Origin of the sequence: Lysinibacillus sphaericus (assembly GCF_000600105.1) — a bacterium.
Lineage (GTDB): Bacteria > Bacillota > Bacilli > Bacillales_A > Planococcaceae > Lysinibacillus > Lysinibacillus sphaericus.
In genome coordinates, this window is record NZ_CP006837.1 from 1,633,846 (window position 1) to 1,653,210 (window position 19,365).

The 19,365-nt window shown below is 35.5% G+C and carries 16 protein-coding genes and 1 pseudogene; 13 read left to right on the forward strand and 4 right to left on the reverse strand.

Going from position 1 to position 19,365, the window contains the following annotated elements:
- Window positions 1-122: 122 nt before the first annotated feature.
- The gene (locus tag T479_RS07480) at window positions 123-731 is read left to right on the forward strand and encodes a YkwD family sporulation-associated protein (RefSeq protein WP_025219101.1); all 609 of its coding nucleotides are present in this window, start codon (window positions 123-125) and stop codon (window positions 729-731) included.
- Between the two features lie 139 nt (window positions 732-870).
- Here the strand turns inward: T479_RS07480 and T479_RS24300 are convergent, their stop codons facing one another.
- On the reverse strand, window positions 871-3,366 hold the full coding sequence (locus tag T479_RS24300) for a winged helix-turn-helix domain-containing protein (protein ID WP_025219102.1): 2,496 nt from the start codon (window positions 3,364-3,366) through the stop codon (window positions 871-873).
- Window positions 3,367-4,193: 827 nt separating this feature from the next.
- Between T479_RS24300 and T479_RS07490 the strand changes: the two genes are divergently transcribed.
- Window positions 4,194-5,879 carry a methyl-accepting chemotaxis protein gene (locus T479_RS07490; RefSeq protein ID WP_025219103.1) on the forward strand — a complete coding sequence of 562 codons (1,686 nt, stop codon included), beginning with the start codon at window positions 4,194-4,196 and terminating at the stop codon, window positions 5,877-5,879.
- A gap of 223 nt (window positions 5,880-6,102) precedes the next feature.
- Here the strand turns inward: T479_RS07490 and T479_RS07495 are convergent.
- Window positions 6,103-6,312 (reverse strand): annotated as a pseudogene (locus T479_RS07495) (IS4 family transposase); the annotation flags it as partial.
- A gap of 369 nt (window positions 6,313-6,681) precedes the next feature.
- Between T479_RS07495 and T479_RS07500 the strand changes: the two are divergent.
- Window positions 6,682-8,409, forward strand: coding sequence for a methyl-accepting chemotaxis protein (locus T479_RS07500; protein ID WP_025219105.1), 1,728 nt, complete (start codon window positions 6,682-6,684; stop codon window positions 8,407-8,409).
- Window positions 8,410-8,495: 86 nt separating this feature from the next.
- Here the strand turns inward: T479_RS07500 and T479_RS07505 are convergent, their stop codons facing one another.
- Both T479_RS07505 and T479_RS07510 read right to left on the reverse strand, forming a co-directional pair.
- Window positions 8,496-8,840, reverse strand: a complete 345-nt coding sequence (locus T479_RS07505) for a hypothetical protein (protein ID WP_137036904.1) — start codon at window positions 8,838-8,840, stop codon at window positions 8,496-8,498.
- A 524-nt stretch (window positions 8,841-9,364) separates the two neighbouring features.
- A complete protein-coding gene (locus tag T479_RS07510) occupies window positions 9,365-9,922 on the reverse strand; it encodes a hypothetical protein (RefSeq protein ID WP_025219107.1) in 558 nt (185 codons plus the stop codon).
- Window positions 9,923-10,328: 406 nt separating this feature from the next.
- Here T479_RS07510 and T479_RS07515 point away from each other — a divergent pair, with 406 nt between their 5' ends.
- The 10 genes from T479_RS07515 to T479_RS07560 are packed head-to-tail and all read left to right on the forward strand — an operon-like array spanning window position 10,329 to window position 19,317.
- Window positions 10,329-10,682, forward strand: a complete 354-nt coding sequence (locus T479_RS07515) for a hydrogenase maturation nickel metallochaperone HypA/HybF (RefSeq protein ID WP_025219108.1) — start codon at window positions 10,329-10,331, stop codon at window positions 10,680-10,682.
- Window position 10,683: 1 nt separating this feature from the next.
- Entirely contained in the window at window positions 10,684-11,343 is a 660-nt protein-coding gene (gene hypB, locus T479_RS07520) for a hydrogenase nickel incorporation protein HypB (protein WP_025219109.1), read from the forward strand.
- On the forward strand, window positions 11,328-13,631 hold the full coding sequence (gene hypF, locus T479_RS07525; RefSeq protein WP_025219110.1) for a carbamoyltransferase HypF: 2,304 nt from the start codon (window positions 11,328-11,330) through the stop codon (window positions 13,629-13,631). Before hypB ends, hypF begins: the two co-directional genes overlap by 16 nt.
- A gap of 15 nt (window positions 13,632-13,646) precedes the next feature.
- Window positions 13,647-13,880 (forward strand): HypC/HybG/HupF family hydrogenase formation chaperone, encoded by a 234-nt coding sequence (locus T479_RS07530; protein ID WP_024363297.1) that lies wholly within the window; start codon window positions 13,647-13,649, stop codon window positions 13,878-13,880.
- A complete protein-coding gene (gene hypD, locus T479_RS07535; RefSeq protein WP_025219111.1) occupies window positions 13,855-14,961 on the forward strand; it encodes a hydrogenase formation protein HypD in 1,107 nt (368 codons plus the stop codon). The genes T479_RS07530 and hypD overlap by 26 nt, the downstream gene beginning before the upstream one ends.
- 4 nt (window positions 14,962-14,965) lie before the next feature.
- Entirely contained in the window at window positions 14,966-15,973 is a 1,008-nt protein-coding gene (gene hypE, locus T479_RS07540) for a hydrogenase expression/formation protein HypE (RefSeq protein ID WP_024363299.1), read from the forward strand.
- A gap of 55 nt (window positions 15,974-16,028) precedes the next feature.
- Complete coding sequence (locus T479_RS07545; protein WP_024363300.1) at window positions 16,029-16,565, forward strand: cytochrome b5 domain-containing protein; 537 nt, start codon at window positions 16,029-16,031, stop codon at window positions 16,563-16,565.
- The gene (locus T479_RS07550; protein ID WP_025219112.1) at window positions 16,558-17,463 is read left to right on the forward strand and encodes a hydrogenase small subunit; all 906 of its coding nucleotides are present in this window, start codon (window positions 16,558-16,560) and stop codon (window positions 17,461-17,463) included. The genes T479_RS07545 and T479_RS07550 overlap by 8 nt, the downstream gene beginning before the upstream one ends.
- The gene (locus T479_RS07555; protein WP_025219113.1) at window positions 17,456-18,862 is read left to right on the forward strand and encodes a nickel-dependent hydrogenase large subunit; all 1,407 of its coding nucleotides are present in this window, start codon (window positions 17,456-17,458) and stop codon (window positions 18,860-18,862) included. The genes T479_RS07550 and T479_RS07555 overlap by 8 nt, the downstream gene beginning before the upstream one ends.
- Window positions 18,862-19,317, forward strand: a complete 456-nt coding sequence (locus tag T479_RS07560) for a hydrogenase maturation protease (protein WP_025219114.1) — start codon at window positions 18,862-18,864, stop codon at window positions 19,315-19,317. Before T479_RS07555 ends, T479_RS07560 begins: the two co-directional genes overlap by 1 nt.
- The last annotated feature ends 48 nt before the right edge of the window (window positions 19,318-19,365 follow it).

Genomic DNA, 19,365 nt, shown 5'->3' on the forward strand with positions numbered 1-19,365 from the left:
TCTATTCGTCAATTATTTCAAATGTCATACAACTGTAAAAATCCTTCCAAATATTTAGTGATGCATTATTTCACTAATCTATTTACCATAAATATAGAGCAAAACAGGAAGGAATGATTTACATGTTTAGAAAAGTAAAAAAAGTAGCGATGGCATCCGTATTATCACTATCCTTATTGGTACCAATTAGCGCAATGGCCGCTGACTCATATACAGTAGTAGCAGGCGATTCTCTTTGGAAAATTGCTGTAAAAACACAAACAGGTGTACAAGAATTAATAGATGCAAACCCTCAACTGGCAAACCCAGATCAAATAAATATAGGTCAAAAAATTAATATTCCAACAAATGAACAAGCTTCTGTAGAGCAAGAAGTAGTGAAACTTGTCAATGCAGAACGAGCGAAAGCAGGTCTGCCAGCATTAAAAGAAGATTGGGAGCTATCACGAGTAGCAAAATATAAATCTCAAGATATGCATGATAAAAATTACTTTGACCATACTAGCCCAACGTATGGTTCACCATTTGCAATGATGAAGAAATTTGGCATTACGTATAAAGCAGCTGGAGAAAATATCGCCAAAGGTCAAAAATCAGCTTCTGAAGTCGTAAATGCGTGGATGAATAGTGAAGGACACCGTGCAAATATTTTAAACAAAAGCTATACACATATCGGAGTTGGCTTTGTGAAAGACGGCAACTATTGGTCTCAAATGTTTATTCAAAAATAATATATTCAGAACTGTTTCTCAAAGTGGAACAGTTCTTTTTTATGACGTGCATTCATGAATTATGCGGCCTTTGCGTGTCGTCTATAAGTTGACAAAAAAGAGCAACTACCAGCTTTCAAGAGCTGTTAGTTGCTTTTTATTACTTTTTGGCAAGGAGAATAGCTTGTGAACGGGATTTTACACCTAGTTTTTGATAAATAGTAGATAAATAAACGCGAATAGTGCCAGCCGATAGATTTAGCATGTTTGCAATTTCACGATTGGTTACACCCTTGGCTAACAGATCAAATACCTCTTTTTCACGCGGTGTCAACACTTCATGACGAACTACATTGGTTGTACAGCTTTGTAAATAATGTAAATAATAGTCTGGGTAAGGATTCCACTTAGCTGCCAATGAATCTAATTGAAAATATTGCTCCAGAAGGGGGAGTAGCTCTTTTTCATCTGCCAATGTCCGAACATAGTAGTATTTAGCGGCCCATTGCAATACTTTATGTAAAATATCTAATGCAATAGCAGTGTTTCCTAAACGATGCTGACAAATAACTTCTAGTACTGTTGCTTCTATCATCGTTGCAACTTGATCATCTTGCTGTGCCTTTGTTTTAACTTGAATGATTACTGGTAGTGCATCCTGAGGTGTGTCCTTTAATAACAATAAACGAGCATAAACGAGCTGCCAAAATGGTTGCTTTGTTTTTGTTGCTAGTAAGAGCATCTCTGCGTTTTGGCTATCTCCCTCGACGATATAACAATAGGCTTGCATAATTTGAATCGACGTTTGCCAATGTTTTTCTGAAACATCTTCTAACACCTGAGACAACATGATACGGGCTGTATTTGACTGTTGCTGATGAGCGTATATTTTCGCTTTAAGTAAATACATAGGGATATATAAACCTGGGTCTTGATGTTGATGACCTAATGCAATGGCGATTTCCAACTCTTTTTGGGCTGCTTCTATAAAACTTCGCTCATATAAAGATTCAGCAGCAACCCCATAACTAAATGCTGTCACATTTGCAGTTTGTAATGTTGTTTCTCGAAAAAGTTTGCTAACAGCTTCGCCTTCTTCAAACAGTTGCAGTTTTCCTTTAGAGCCAATACTTGTACGTGAAATCTTATATTCAAAAATATTATAGGGAATCGGAACATTATCCCAGCGAGAAGGAGCAGGACCATTCGCAAGCAAATTGCGCATAATCTCTTCTACCAATTGTAAATTTCCGCCGGAAGCGACAATGGCATACGCCTTTGCACTTTCATATATATAGGCCATTGCAGCATGCTCTTCTTGCGCCATCCATTGTTCTACATGCTGTCGCAGTTCAAGCTCTTCCATTAGAGAAGTAGCTATTTTTGTGTCCATTGTTGTTATAGAAGTTAGGAAGCCGATAACAAGCATTTCATACGAAACGGTATAATGAGCACTTCGAAGTTGATGCAACCAGCGCATGAATGTTGTCGTTTGCCCAGAAGCGTATAGCTGGACAAGATGTTCTGCAATCCATAAAGCAGCTTGATTATATTGTTCATATTTAAGTGCAAGTTCAATGGCAGAATGATAATTTCCTTGATTGTAAATAGCATGTGAGACTTCTTGGACAATAGTCTGTACTTGCTGCACAGAATACTGTTTATTTAGTTCTACTTGTAAAGCTTCGGCAAACAAATGATGGTAGCGAAAAACAGGCTTTTTTGTTTGGAGACGAATAATAAATAGACCTTTTGCTTCTAAACTTTCCAACAGTTCAAGACTATTTGACTGCTTTGTTAGTTGGTCACATATCGCTGGTTCTAGCTCGTGCAGTAGGGAGGTCTTTATAAGAAATTTTTGCGTTGTTGTCGGAAGGTTTTGAATGATTTCTTGCCATAAAAATTCAGAAATAAACGGTTGTGCGATATGATCGTATAAGTCAAGTTGGTGTTCATTTGCCAAGCGTGTTAATAATAGGCCCGCTACCCATCCTTCCGTTTTGTCCAACATTTGTTGTAAAAATTGTTGATTGAGTGGTGTTACCTGTTTGCAAGAAAAAAATTGCTTCGTTTCTTGAAACGTAAAGCGTAAATGATCCGCATCGAATTCTTGTAGCCATTGTTTCACTCGCCACTTAGCAATAGGGAGGGCTAGGGTTGTTCGAGTCGTTAGATAGACGTGTATCTCTACAGGTAAGTACTCGATAAATTGTGTCGTAAGTTGATGAATTACCGGATTATCGATTACATGATAATCATCTAATACAATTTGAATCGGTTTTGCTAAAGAATGGAGCTCCTCTAAAAATGAATTTATAAAAAATTCCAGTGTAGCTAGGTCTTGGGTGTGTAAAAGCGGTGCAAGTACTTGATCGATAGGGCATTGATAGGCTTTTGCAACGGCATGCACAGCGTACGTCCAAAAACGAATCGGATCATTATCAGCAGCATCAAGTGAAAGCCAAGCCACCGTTGCCTTCTTACATTTGAACCAACTACTTAGAACAGTCGTTTTCCCATAACCTGCTGGTGCACGGAGAACCGTCACTTTTTTATAAGTTTGGTTCTGTAAAAGATCAAACAATTGCTTGCGCTCAATCAAATCAGGTGTATTGAGAGGAATAGTTATTTTAGAAGATACTAGTGTAGTAGACATCTTTTTTACCTCATTTTTTTAATTTAGGATAATGATGTAATTAATTTTACTACAAGCGTTAACATAATTTCGAATGTTAATAGTCCTAGCATTAGATAAATCCAAGTTGAGCCAAGTGGTCCTTAGAGTTCACTAAACAAATAGCCTTTTATCCAAAGACAATAAAAAGCAATTTGTTTGTCTTTCGAATTTCGAAGAATGAATAGAATCAAGAGGGTTGATAATTAAAAAGGCATTCTGTAATTTTGAAGAAAAATGGAACGGTATAGTTAGATTTAGAACGGAACAATATTTAGTATAAAACTATTTATTATATATTAATTCTTTTACGTATGATTTAACTTGTTATATGTATAATTCCCCACATTATTTTATTGATTTAGTACAATAATTGAGAGGATTTTGTAAAATTCACCATTGACCTAGATGACTTATTGTATATAAAAAGTGAACTCTAAATTATTCAATTAGGTTAATTCATTAAATAATGACTCTGAGTATAACAAGTTTAAAAAGTCGGAAGAACATTTGATTAAGTTATAGACATACCAAGGAAGATTCGTTACTGTAAGAAGGGCGATTCCTGCATTACCTTTTTTTAAGCTATTTGATTGAACTGTTTAAATCGTTTTAGATTTGCATAATACTGGCTTTAAGGGTGAGATTACTGGCTTTTATAGAAGATCGAGAGGAACAAAAGACATACTTTAACATATGGATATTTTCATATAACAAGATGAATTTTAAAAGGTTAATGCATTATTTAATTATTATTCTAATATACTTTTTGTAAGAAAGGTGTTTCAAAATATGGGAGGTTTAGATTTATGTCAATTAAAAAGAAAATTTACTTAGGGTTTGGTAGTATTATGTTATTTCTACTACTTAGTTCTACCATTGCATTTGTCCAATTAAAAAGTGTTAATAACAAGTATTCATTTACTATAGAAGACAGAGTCTATAAACTTTTACAAGTCGATGCAATATTAAACGCATCTTCTTTACAAGGTCTTTACATTCGTTCTTACATACTTGATCCAAGTGATGAAACAATTAAAAACCTGGAAAAACAGGAAGAACTAATCGAACAAAAAACTGCAGAATTAGAAAAAATAATAAAAAATCCTGAAATGCAAAAACAACTTCAAAGTATAAAAGAAAACCAAGCAAAATTTAATCAAGGTGCGCAAGATATTATCAATACATATGACAAAGAAGATGTTCAAGCTTCAATTGAAAAAATACAAGTATTGGTGCGTCCTGCAAACGAAGGTATTCAACTTGCAGTGAATAAAATTTCTGTTTATCAAAAGGAGCTGATGGAAAAGGCGAACACGGAAGCAACTAAAATTGCAAATAATAGTTCACTGATCATTTTAGGTATTGCTATCGTAACCACAATTCTTGCTCTTCTCATTTCAGTATTTATTACTCGTTTAATTACTGTACCTATTAATAAACTAAATGCTACTGCAAAAGTTATTGCTGAGGGTGATTTAAGCGGAGAAGATATAAATGTGAAAACAAACGATGAAATTGGAGTATTAGCTGATTCATTTAATGAAATGAAAAGGAGATTACATTCAATTATTAATAATGTTGCTGCAAATGTAGAGCAGACAACGGCCGCTGCTGAACAATTAGCAGCCAGTACAGATCAAGTAGCTATCTCATCCAATGAAGTAGCCAATCGAATAGAGGTAACATCAGAGGGTGCTAATCAATCAGCTATAACGGGACGAGAAAGTGCGACCGCAATGGATGAAACTGCCCATGGTGTACAACGAATTGCAGAAGCAACACAGCTACTTAATTCAAAAGCATTAGACACACAAGTGATTGCCAATGAAGGCGGAAAAACATTACAGACCGCAGAAAACCAAATGGCTGTTATTCAACAATCTTCTCATGAGACAAATGAGCGAATTAAACAGTTAAGTGCACAATCAACAGAGATAGAAAAAATTATAAAAGTTATTACGGATATTACGGAGCAAACAAATCTTCTTGCCCTTAATGCAGCTATCGAAGCGGCACGTGCTGGTGAGCATGGAAAAGGTTTTGCAGTCGTTGCCGATGAAGTTCGGAAGCTTGCAGAAGAATCAAAGGCTTCTGCTCATCAAATTGTTGATCTAACAACATCTATTCAACAAGAAACAAATGCAGTTGAAAAGGCAGTGAGTGTCACTGTGCAAAATGTCGAAGAAGGTGTTACCTTTATCCAAAATGCCCAAGTATCATTTGATACTATTATGAAGGCCATTCAAGAAATTACTTCTCAAATTGAAGATGTTTCAGCTTCTACTGAAGAAATTTCGGCAAGTACTGAAGAAGTTGCCGCTTCAGTAAATGAAATGGCTTCTGCTGCAACTACCGCCGCAGAACAATCCGAAATGATTGCTGCAGCCGTAGAAGAACAAACAGCAACGATTCAAGAAATCAATGCTGTAGCTAAATCGTTAAGTGAAGGTGCAATGACAGTGCAAGAAGAAATTAATAAATTTAAAATATAATGAAAGGATTAAATTGGTTAGTTGCTTTATGAAAAAAATCATCCTTTTCTATTAAAAAGAAGTCCTCATTTCCATTTAAAAAGGAGATGAGGCTTTTTTGCCTGTTTAAAAAAGAGAATATACCTTAAATGAAATGGCTTAATGAGCAATCCCGTAATGTTTATAATCATTTCATCTTTTTAAGGGGATAAACTATTTCCTGAAAATAATAAATCGTTACTATGTTACGACTCCCTCTAGAGCCTTGATAATCAATGGTGAAGGAGTCAGGCAGTTGAAACACCGTCGTATCTAAAATCCGAATAGGTTCGAAAGCTAAAAGGATATCTGAAGAGAGGAATTGTGTCGCACAAAGTTTTTGTGTGAGAAGGAAAGTAAAGACTTCTTGGACAAAGGCGACAGCTGCCGGATTAAAGCGTTGATTCAATCCTTCAAATTCTATATTCCTAAATGAAAGACGCATACATTGATTCTTTGTGCTCTTTATTTTTCGTAAAAGTAATAATAAATATTGATTTTTAGTTATATATAACTATAATAGAGTAAAGTAGCTGAAGTGATGAACGGTTGAATGGATGTAAGCTAGTAGTGAAATACCTTTGTATCACTACTTACTATAGGGGGTTTTATTAGATTTTTTGCCCTCCTTATTATTATACGAAAAGCCCTCGAAACTTCTAATTGTGTATAGTCTAAAATACCTAATTCTAGAATAGCTTCAAGTTACTAACCGAATAGAAATACGAAATGGAATGTATGTATTCAAATGAAAAATAATATTATGCAAAGTTGAGGGGAAAAGATGGTCTTTTTCATAAATAAATCTAACAACTGGGATCAATATATAAATGCTTCAGAAACAGACTTACCTAAAGTGGGGGAACGAGCGAAGGAGCGCTTATCGTTCTTAGGTGTTGACCAAGAAACGCTTAATAGGGTAAAACAATCAGCGAATATATTAGCTCCTTTTAAGAAGGAAATGATTGATAAATTTTACGGAAGAATACAATCTGAACATATATTTAATCAACTTATTGTGCAACACGCCACAGTCGATCGTCTAAGAGAGAAGATAGAACAATATATCGATCAATTTTTAGAAGCGGAAGTAGATCAGCATTATATCGTGACGCGAATAAAAATAGGGGAGTACAATAGTCGAATTAATTTGACAGCAGAAAATTTTGTTGCTGCACATGATTTGCTGATTCAGATAATGACCACAATTTTAATGGAAAAACTACATCGACATCCTAAGCGTATGATAGAAAGTGTGGTTGCTGTACAAAAGCTAGCAGCCTATGACAAACAATTAATCGTTGAAGTATATATGGAAAATACGTTTAAATACTTTTTAAACGAAGTATCCGACATGTTAAATGATATGATGAGTTTAGATACAATCAAACAACTGCTTTCGAATATGCAGAAAAAGATAGATGAGACCCATAGTGTAACTGCCGCAACGGAAGAAATGAGCGCTTCTATACATGGGGTAGCAAATTATGCAGTTGAAGTAGCAGAAGGAACAGATGAGGCGGTTCATTCAGCGGCAGAAAGCGGAAAAGTCGTAGATGAAACGATGGAAGATATAAAGCAAGTCGGTCATGTATATGGAAAAATTGTAAAGAATGTAGAACAACTGAATCAAGAAATTGACTATACACAGGATATAGTGAGAATCATTAAAGAAATCGCTGATCAAACCAACTTATTAGCACTTAACGCATCCATTGAAGCGGCTCGTGCAGGGGAGCATGGACGTGGTTTTTCGGTAGTTGCTTCAGAGGTGAGAAAGCTGTCGGAGCATACGAAGGAAGAAATCGTGAAGATTATTGCTAATATGGAGTCATTGCAAAATGTATCTTTGGAAGTCATTGAAGGGATTGACCAAACGGAAAAATTAGTTGAAAAGAGTGTTGTAGGGGCAGAAAGTGCAAGTGAAGCATTAATCAGTATCGTGGAAATGATGAAAGGGATTAATGAATCAACCTCCCAAATCGCAGCGATGAGTGAAGAGCAAACCGCTACGATTGTGGACATCGCTTCACGAAATGCCAGTATCTATGATAATAGTGTGGAATCACAAGAAATATCAAAACGAACAGCAAAAACATTTTTTGAAATTAGTAATAAAATGGATACGTATCGAAAAAAATTCTTAAATATCAATGTGAAACTAACATCAAAAGATATTTTAAAAGTGGCGAAAACGGACCATTTACTATGGAAATGGCGAGTGTATAACTTAATTTTAGGCATAGGGACGATCGACTCAAAAGAAATGATTTCACATAAAGAATGTAGGCTAGGCAATTGGTATTACGGAGATTTACCTAATCATGTGAAAAGCAAAAAAACATTTAAAGACTTGGAACAACCGCATATGAAAGTACATCAAAGTGCTCAACTGGCAGTGAAATGTTTTGAAATGAATGATCCTATAGGAATAGAGAAAGCCTTTGAAGAATTAGAGAAATATTCCGAAATTGTTTTGGGTTTATTAACGGATTTAGAGAAAGAACTTTAGTAATAAATAGAAGCGCAATAATCCTTGTATTGTAAGGATTATTGCGCTTTTATAATGCTATTTTATTTGTATGTTTAAGGTAATGGCTATAGTTTATATTGTTTGACTAATGCATCTAGTTCTGTAGACAGGGTAGCTAGTTGCTCTGTTCCTTGAACGCCAGCTGATGCCTCTTTTGTAATAGCGGTAATTTCTTGAATGGAAGCATTGAATTCTTTTCCTTCTTTCGCTATACCTTGAACATTTTGCATCATACGCACTACATGATTCGCTACTTGTTGCATTGCTTCATTAATAGATTTAAATGTTTCTGTTGTTTGTTGTAATTGAGCGGATCCTTCTTGTACTTTCATAAATCCAGTAGCGTGGTACGTATTTAAATTCAAGCTGTTGTTGGTTTGGGCAAGTGTACTGATCATTTTCTTCATCATAATCCCCTTTCGCTATATTATATTCGTTTTGCCTCTTCGGTTTCCTCTGTTTTTTTACATACATGTTGTAAGGCCTCTCACTTAAGGTTCACAAGGTTATCTTCATAATTTTGTTCCAGCATCGGTTAAGATATGTTTTAGTAACTTCAAATAATGGTGGTGGTAATCTTGAAGTTATCGGTCGTACTGGTTGGTGACCGGCTTCATTTCTTGTGGCGCGACTCTAGCCCATCATTTACATGGAGCGGACCTTTCCCCCTTATTTCTGATGATGTTGAAGTATTGGGAGGTTAGCTGGAGCCCTATGCTATAACATTCTTTACCTTTAATATGTGACCCATACTTTTTTTCAACTAATTCCCGCGATTGCTACACTTCTACTAAACACTTCCATTGCCTGCTCTCTAATTCAGTGGATAAAGAAACAGCAGGAAAGCGTATTGAAGAACGCTCGGCTGCTGCTTGGGACATATAACGGTTTTGGCATTCTTATAATAATCACTTTTTAAATAAATTGAAAATAGCTAATTATTTGCTTCAATTTCTGCCCCTGTAAAAACAGTTTTTTCTACAAAAGCCCCTGTAGCTTGGGGATCTGTAGATAATATTTGTCCAGTAAGATAGTAAGTATTCACACCAGTAGGCGGTGAGAGGTCTACAAAGGTAAAGGTAGTAGCATTGCCATTTACAAACCCGCTATTCACTACTACATCTTCAATCAGGAAAATTGATGAAGTGAACGTAGGGTCATTTCTAAATATTTGGAGAGCAATTTGTACAAAACCTGGTGCAGGCGCACCTGTAGATACCCTTGTCTGAACTGTTCCAGTAAACCATACTCGGTCACCTAAGTCGTCAATATTTAATGTGACAGTAGCTAACAGTGTTGGTAACAACGTAAGCTCAATAAAAGTAGGTATAACGATATTTTGATCAAATTCCGTCAATAGCCCGCTGCTTGCCGGAGGTTCTTTTTCTCTCTGTGGCTCTGGTGGACAAACTGCTTTTATCTTAGTATATTTTTTACATTCTTGTTCTGAACAGCATCTTTGAACGATTTTATAGGTCTTATTTCTATGCATAAACTCACCCCAAAAAGTTTCAACTTATTATCTCCATAATATGTTTTATAGGGAATTACGCTAGGGCTAATGGAGAAATTCCTTTATGAAATTTGTTAACTGCATGAAGAAGTGGATTGATTCATAGAAGGGATGTTAGCGGCTTTGATATACAGACTTACAAATGGTTCTAGATGGCAGTCGACTTTTCTTTACTTCTACTTATCTTAGAGTGTTTTAATATCCAAATGTATGGTTATGTCATAGCTAGTTACGGGGGTGAATTCTTTCTTTCGTTTGAAGCACGCATACTAAAATGGACAAAGTGAGAAATAAATAAGCATAATCCTTAATTTATAATTTAAGTTCTTTTTAGTAATATCAAACATAAAATTTTTATAGAAGTTTGAAGAAAGGCGCCTATTAGATGCATGAAATGTCATTAATGTATGAAATCATTCAGCTTGTTTCAGAGGATGCGAAATTAAGAGGTTTTCAAAAAGTAAAACAAATCCAAGTGATTGTAGGAGATTTATCAAACGTGTTGCCAGATGCGTTAGAATGGGCATTTTTGTATTTTTGTAAAGAGAGAGCCTGTCTTCTGAATGAAGAATCACAACTAACAATTATCCGTGAAAAGGCAATATCACAATGCCAAAACTGTTTATTTCAGTTTGAACCGGACTATCGCATCGCCCTTTGTCCAAAATGCAATTTACTAGATGGCCTGATTATATCAGGAGAAACATTTCAAGTTGAATTTTATGAAGGAAGTGATTAGTTTGAAAATAAAACTTAAAGAAGAAGTATTAACCGATCTGAATGCCGCGGCAACATTTAATCGGAATTTGTTTAAAGAGAATAAAACACTAGTAATTAATTTAATGAGTTCACCTGGTGCGGGTAAGACAACCCTATTAGAAGAAACAGTTAAAAGACTAGCGGACAAGTTCAATATTGCTGTGATTGAAGGAGATTTAGCGACAGAACGAGATGCAGAAAGATTACGCTCTCTTGGAATCAAAACAGTTCAAATTAATACTGTGGGTGGTTGTCATCTAGATGCAAGAATGATTGCCAAGACTATTCCAGAATTCAACTTTGAATCTATTAATATACTCTTTATAGAAAACATTGGTAATTTAGTTTGTCCTTCTGGTTATGATTTAGGCCAAGATTATAAAGTTGTCGTTTTAAGTGTTCCAGAAGGTAATGATAAAATACCGAAATATCCTGTCATGTTTCGAAGAACCGATTTAACGATTATTAATAAAATAGATCTTTTGCCATATGTAGCTTTCAACATCGAAGAGGCGAAACAAGATTTAGCACAAATTAATCCCACCGCACAATTCAAATTAGTATCTGCAACGACAGGGGAAGGTATAGATGATTGGATTAATTGGATTAAGGATGTTTATCGTACATGTATCAAGCATTAAATGTCGTTGTGCAGGGAAAAATACAAGGTGTAGGTTTTCGTCCTTTTGTGTATGATCTATCAAAAAAGTACGACTTAAAAGGAACTGTACAAAATACCGTTGGCAGTGTATCGATTATTATAGAGGGTGAAGAAGAAAGACTACACGAGATGATACACGAATTAAAAAGTAATCCACCAAAAATATGCAACATCACGGATTTGGAAATACAAAAAATACCGCCTCATTATTACAAAGATTTCTCTATTCTTCAAAGTAAAGAAAGCAAACATCCTACGACTCTTGCTATTACTCCAGATGCTGCAATTTGTGAATTGTGCTTAGAAGAAATGATGAATCCACAAAATCGCCGTTTTCAACATCCATTTATTAATTGTACTCAATGCGGTCCACGTTATACGATAATACATCGTTTTCCATATGATCGTCCTCAGACGACTATGAGTAAATTTCCGATGTGTTCAGACTGTCAAAATGAATATCATAACCCAAATAATCGACGGCACCATGCACAACCAATTTGTTGCCCTAATTGTGGACCAACATTGAATCTACTAAATACAAAAGGTGAGTTAATAGCGCATAACCTTTTCGCAATCGCCAAAACCACAGAGTTATTGAAACTCGGGAAAATCATTTCCGTTAAAGGAATAGGCGGTTATCATCTTGTTTGTGATGCCACCCAAGAAAAAGGAATAGATTTACTACGGAATCGAAAAAAACGTCCTCAAAAGCCATTCGCTATAATGGTAAAATCACTAGAAGTCGCGCGGAAATTTTGTTATATAACATCTGATGAAGCCGTATTATTAACAAGTTCAGCAAATCCTATCGTTTTATTGGAAATGAAGAAAGAAAATTTATTACCACTTAATATTGCTCCTGGATTAACCAAGCTTGGAGTTATGTTACCCTATACACCTATTCATCATCTGTTATTTGATACGCCAGAACTGGAATGTCTAATTATGACAAGTGCCAACAGAAGTGGCTCTCCCATTTATTACAAAGATTCAGATTATGACGGTTTGAGTGAACTTAGTGATTATATCTTAACGCATAATCGTGAAATTGCACATCCAATTGATGATTCAGTAATACAACATAATGGAGAGAATACGGTCATTATTAGAAGTGCTAGAGGTTTGGCACCTGAAGTAATTAAATCCAATATGAATGTTTCAAATATTATTGCTCTTGGTGGAAATCAAAGAAACGCATTTGCTATAGGGGGTCAAAAAGGTCTAGTACTTAGTCCGCAAATTGGAGATTTAGAAAATGAGGAAATGATGAATAGCTTGAACAAACAGCTTCAATCTTTTAAAGAATGGTACACTGTTGACGAAAAATATATCGCCGTTGATATGCATCCTTTATACGCAACTACTATACTGGCAAAACAATCGAAAAGTGAAGTAATACCGATTCAACATCATCACGCTCATCACGTATCTTGTATGGCAGAACATAATCTCAAAGAACCATGTTTGGGTATTATTTTAGATGGTACTGGTTGCGGTAATGACGGTCATATTTGGGGATTTGAATTTTTATATGGAGATGCAAAAAGAATCAGAAGATTAGGCCATTTAAAGTACACACCTTTACCTGGAAGTGAAAAGGCAGTTAAAGAACCGTGGCGAAATGCAGTTGGGATGATTGTTTCATCTTTGAAAGAAGAAGGAAATAGATTTGCTACACAACTTTTCCCTGAAAAATCAAACGAAATTCATGTCATAGAACAAATGATTCTAAAACAATTAAATACAGTAATGGCAGGAACTTGTGGACGCTTATTTGATGCGGTTAGTGCAATATTGGGCATCTGTACAAGTTCTACTTATGAGGGAGAAGCAGCAATCAAGTTATCTGATTACTTAACTCGTGACACAATGAATAAATCAACGAAGGATATGTATTCCTTCGAAATTATAGAAAATCCTCAAGAATTTGTACTTGATATGAGTGCTATGATACGTCAAATAGTCATTGATAAATTAGAACAAAAACCTATTGTCCAAATCATCCAAAAGTTCCATCAAACGATTGTTGAAAGTTGCGTTAAAATGATTGTATTAATTGTGAAAAAATCCCCTGTTTTAAATAGAAATGTCGTTCTTTCGGGTGGCTCGTTCCAAAATAACTATTTGTCAATTGAAATAACGAATAAGCTTCGTGAGGAAGGGTTTCAAGTATATACACATCAAAAGATTCCATGTCATGATGGTGGCTTAGCTATAGGACAACTTTTAATTGCTGCACATAAAATTATAGATAAAAATAGTTAGGAGAGACTTGAAACAATGTGTATAGGGGTTCCTGCTAAAGTAATAAAAATAAAAGCGGAGAAAGCATTAGTGGATGTAATGGGATCAAAGATGTTTGTTGGAATCGTTTTTGTACCAGAAGTTCAATTAAACGATTTTGTTTTGTTACATGCTGGGCAAGCCATGACTATAGTTGATGAGAAATTTGCAAAAGAGAGTATGGAAGAATGGAGGAATATAATGAATGGAACATCTGATACATTTATCTAATCCTATTATTCTACGAAAATCTTTGGAAGCAGTCATTCAACTTGCTGAGCAATATAAGAAAGAAAAAGGTAGAATCCCTGTACTGATGGAAGTATGTGGTTCACATACAATGGCTTTTGCAAAAACTGGTATTAAAACAAGACTGAAAGACCATGTTCGTTTAATCGCAGGACCAGGATGTCCAGTTTGTGTAACAGATCAAAAATCCATAGATACCATGATAGAATTATCGCGTGATACCAATCGCATTCTTTGTACATTTGGTGATATGGTGCGTGTCCCAGGATCAAAGTTTTCTTTAATGGAGGCAAAAACAGAAGGCAAGGATATACGAGTTGTGTACTCCCCGTTAGACAGTATTAAAATTGCAGAAGAGAATCCAGGAAAAGAAGTCATTTTTTTAGGTATTGGTTTTGAAACGACTATACCTATTCTTGTGGCAACTATTCAGGAGGCAGAAAAAAAGGGATTAACAAATTACACTATTTGGATGACAACGAAATTAGTGGAGCCTATACTAAGGACGCTACTTAATGGCAAAGAGATTAATATAGATGGTTTTTTATTACCTGGTCATGTTTCTGTGGTGACAGGAAAGAATAGTTTTGATTTTTTAGTAAAAGAGTACGGTATTTCTGGTGTAATAACAGGGTTTGAACCAGTTGAATTGTTAAGAGCGATTTATAAACTATTACAGCAATTATTAAGCGGAAAAAATGAAATTATTAATGATTATAAATATATGGTCAAAAATGACGGAAATATAGTCGCGAAAAAGTTGATGGAAAAATATTTAGATTACCACGATGAAGCATGGCGCGGTATAGGCGTAATTCAAAACAGTGGCTTCATTTTAAAACCTGAATATGCGATATTCGATGCAAAGAAAAAGTTTCATGTGTCTGTTGAAGAGCCGCGAAAAACAAAATGCCGCTGCGGTGAAATTATTCAAGGGGTAATAACACCTGAGGAATGTATCCTATTTAGTAAAGGGTGTACACCATTATTTCCAATTGGTCCTTGTATGGTTTCGGCAGAAGGTACTTGTGCAGCACATTACCAATATATGAAGGAGGGATAATTTGGTGCAGCGTATTAGTTTAACACATGGAGAAGGCGGCGAGTTAACTCATCGGTTAATTAAAGATGTTTTTATCGAATCTTTTGGTAATCTTCAGCACACACAACTTGATGCAGCAATCATTAAATTAAACGCTTCAAAATTAGCAGTTACAACAGATTGTTACGTTGTAAAACCCTTATTTTTCCCAGGTGGAGATATTGGTAAGCTTGCTATTACGGGAACAGTCAATGACTTAGCAGTAAGTGGTGCAACACCTCAAGCTATTACTGCAGGTTTTATTCTTGAAGAAGGATTTCCAATAAGGCAATTAAAACTTATCGTTAAAAGTATGGCGGAAGAAGCCAAAAATGCAGGTGTGTCAATTATAGCTGGTGACACGAAAGTAGTAGAAAAGGGAAGTGTTGATGGATTATTTATTAACACAACCGGAATTGGTTTTATAAAAGAAACACATCAATTGTATCCAGAAAATATAAGCGTGGGCGATATGGTAATTGTAAGTGGAACAGTTGGAGACCATGGTATTGCTATCGTATCTGCACGCGAGGAATTGGGTTTGATGACAGATGTACAAAGTGACTGTGCTTCATTAAATCATTTACTACAAGAGCTTTTAGAGCAAGTGGATGGGATTCGTGTAATGCGTGATCCTACACGTGGTGGTGTATCAACGGCACTTGTCGAACTATGCGAAGAATTGCATTGTACAATTGAAATAGAAGACCGTTCAATTCCTATTCGGCAAGAGGTAGAAGGAGCATGCGATATTTTAGGTTTTGACCCACTCTATCTTGCTAATGAAGGTAAAGTATTGCTAATTGTTGACAAAAATCAAATAGATTGTGTTTTAGATATCCTACAAAATCACGAACTAGGCAAAGATGCAAAAGTAATTGGCCAAATTACTGAATGTCAAAAAGAAGAGGGGAAGGTGTTATTAAAAACACCTATAGGTTCTACAAGACGTCTTTTCCGTCTTTCAGGCCTGCTATTACCTAGAATTTGTTAATGAAAATAAACATGAAGCATAAAATGTGTGGAGTCTCTCTAATTAGGAGGAAAACATGCAAAATATCGAGATGCTTCGATGGCAGTTGAACAGCCTTGTTTCGCAAGTACAACAAGATATTTATACACTTTCTACAACTAATCAATCATCAATAACCCCTGTAATTCTTCAAAGGTTATGGGATACAACTTCTAGTATCCATTTCATTGGTGAATTACTTGTCAATCAAGCTTTAAATTGTTACCAGCCAATATCTGATAATTCACAAATAATTTCTGTAAACAGTACCCCTAAAAACACTCAAGTGCCACCTACTACACCTCAATCGCCAAATCAATCCATTCCACATTTAAACGGACGTAATTTTACAATAGGAGAATTAGCAAATTTCAATGGTAAAAATGGAAATCCTGCTTATGTTGCTGTCAACGGCACTGTTTATGATATCACCAATAATCGAGCATGGGCAGCAGCGACCCACTTTGGTTTACTAGCTGGTAAAGAATATTCACAAGAATTTGCTTCATGTCATGCTGGACAACAATCTATTTTAACAACTCTACCTGTTGTGGGGAGGTTATATCTTGAATAAGCTTATTTTACCGCCGGAAGATTTAAGTAATGAAGCTATTTCAAAAAGGTTAACGACAAATGCGTTAAATAATGTGAACAATGGACTGATTAACAAAAAGAATCTTGTGTATTTAGAACTGAATGGTTGTTCAGGAAATATTATATCTTTGTTAAACGGGCAAAATCCAGACTTTGAATACGCTTTTACATCAATGGTCAATATTCTTTACAGTAATTCGTTAATGGTTTCGGAGGGTGAAAAAGCTATTGCAAAATTAATGAACGCACTAGAAGGAGATTATATTTTAGCCGTTGAAGGGGCAGTAGCCTTAAAAAATAATGGTCTTTACAACATCATTGGTAGTTGGAAAGGAAAACCGTTAACAGGACTAGAAGCAATCAAGTTGTTAGGAGAAAAAGCATCACACATATTGGCAGTCGGTGCATGTGCTACACATGGTGGAGTGTCAGCAGCAAAACCAAACCCATCTGAATCAGTAGGTATAAACAAAGTTCTAACAAATAAAAAAATGATAATGTTACCTGGTTGTCCTGTACACCCAGATTGGTTTTTAGGAACCTTAGCCCATCTTTTATTATATGGGGAGCCAGATACAGATAGCTTAAACCGCCCATTGATGTTTTATAGTACGCTTATTCATGACCGTTGCCCAAGAAGACCGTTTTTTGATCGGGGAATTTTTGCGGAGAAATTAAGTGATAAAACTTGCTTATTCAAACTTGGATGTCGTGGCCCAGTAACGAGAACGGATTGTCCGACAAGGCAATGGAACGGACACGTAAATTGGCCAATTGGGGATGATACACCTTGTATTGGATGTGCGCAATTTGGTTTTCCAGATGCGATGGCTCCTTTTATTAGCTATGACACAACGAGAGTGGTAAAAGATGAATAAAAGAATTATCATAAATCCTTTGACACGTATTAGTGGTTTTTTAGAAATTGACGTTCGGATTGAAAACAATGTAGTTGTGGATGCAAAAACAAAAGGAAACTTATTTAGAGGATTTGAACAAATGTTAGTAGGTAGGAGTCCTTTTGATGCGGTTTACTTTACACAACGAATATGTGGAATTTGTTCGGCGGCTCATTCTATGGCTTCCTCACTGGCTTTAGAAGATGCACTAAAAATTGAGCCTATGGAACAAGGACGCTATTTACGAGATATCATTCATTGCTGTGAGTTTTTACAAAATCACATTCGTCATTTTTATCAATATACTGTTCCAGATTATGTTAAATTAGGTCAAAATACACTCTTAGAAACGGATCATCATGATTTTCGATTAGCTAAAGAAATGAATAATCGGATTGCACAGCATTATTTAGATTCACTCGCTATCAGTCGTTCGGCACACCAAATGTTAGCGGTATTAGGAGGGAAAGCACCACATAATCATGGGGTGTTTATCGGTGGTATTACAACAAAAGCAACATCTGAGAAGGTAGCATTGATTGATTCACTATTACAAAAAATTGTAGAATTTATAGACGAAAAAATGATTCCTGACGTTTATGATATTGCTCATTATTATCCCGAATATTTTCAACTAGGTGGAGGGTACGGTAACTTACTATCTTATGGTTCATTTCATAATTATAAAGAGTTAGGAACACTGTATACGAATCCACTTGTTCTATCCAATAAAGGACTAGAAGTGTTTAACGAAAATAATATAGAAGAAAAAATAGATTATTCTTATTACAAGTTGTCAGAGAAAACTGATAAACAAAATCAATTGGCTCTAGAACCAGACATGGATAAAAAAGGGGCATATTCTTGGGTAAAGGCACCACGATATAATGGACTTCCTTTTGAAGTAGGACCACTAGCAAGACTAATTTTAAGTGGAAATTATATAAATCGTATTTCAGCAATGGACCGTACAATTGCCAGAGCATTAGAAACAAAGAAAATTGCAGAAATTATGAAAATACTACTGAAACAAATTATACCGGATGTGGAAATGCAGCAAAAATACGACCTCCCTTTATCAGCATCTGGTAGGGGACTAGTAGATACTACAAGAGGAGCATTAGGGCATTGGCTAGAGATTAAAAATCAGAAAATTTCCTTCTACCAAATTATAACACCATCAACATGGGATTTTTCAACACGAGATGAGAATGGTTATAGAGGAGTAGCTGAAGAAGCGCTAATTGGGACACCGATAGCCAATCCCGATGAACCGGTTGAGATCGGCAGAATACTACGTTCATTCGACCCGTGCATGTCATGTGCAACACATGTATACAGCCCCGGAAAAAAAGTGAAAACTATTCAGGTGTTCTAATGGAAAAAGTTATCGTACTTGGTATTGGAAATCGGTTAATGATGGATGATGGGATTGGCATTTATTTAGTGGAAGAAATGATGCGAGATGCAAGTGCACAAAATACCCAGTATATTATCGGAGAGTCAGACATCGACTATTGTATTCAACAAATCGAAAATGCAACGTTTGTTATTATAATAGATTGTACCATTACAGGTGGGCAACCAGGAGAGATAACAATTCATTCATTAGATCATCTTGTTGTATCTCGTTCATTCGACTTTTCAGTTCATAATCTTCATTTATTCCAAGTATTGTATCAATTGAGAAATCAAATTAAAGGTTATCTAATTGGAATTGAGCCATATAAAATATCATTTAATTTTGGATTAAGCAAAGTCATAGAAAATAAAAGAAATGAAATCGAAAAAAATGTAAAAGAAGTGATTCAACAGTTAATCAACATAGCATAGAGACTACTCTATTAATGGTGGTCTCTATGCTATTTAGTAAGCGGAAAA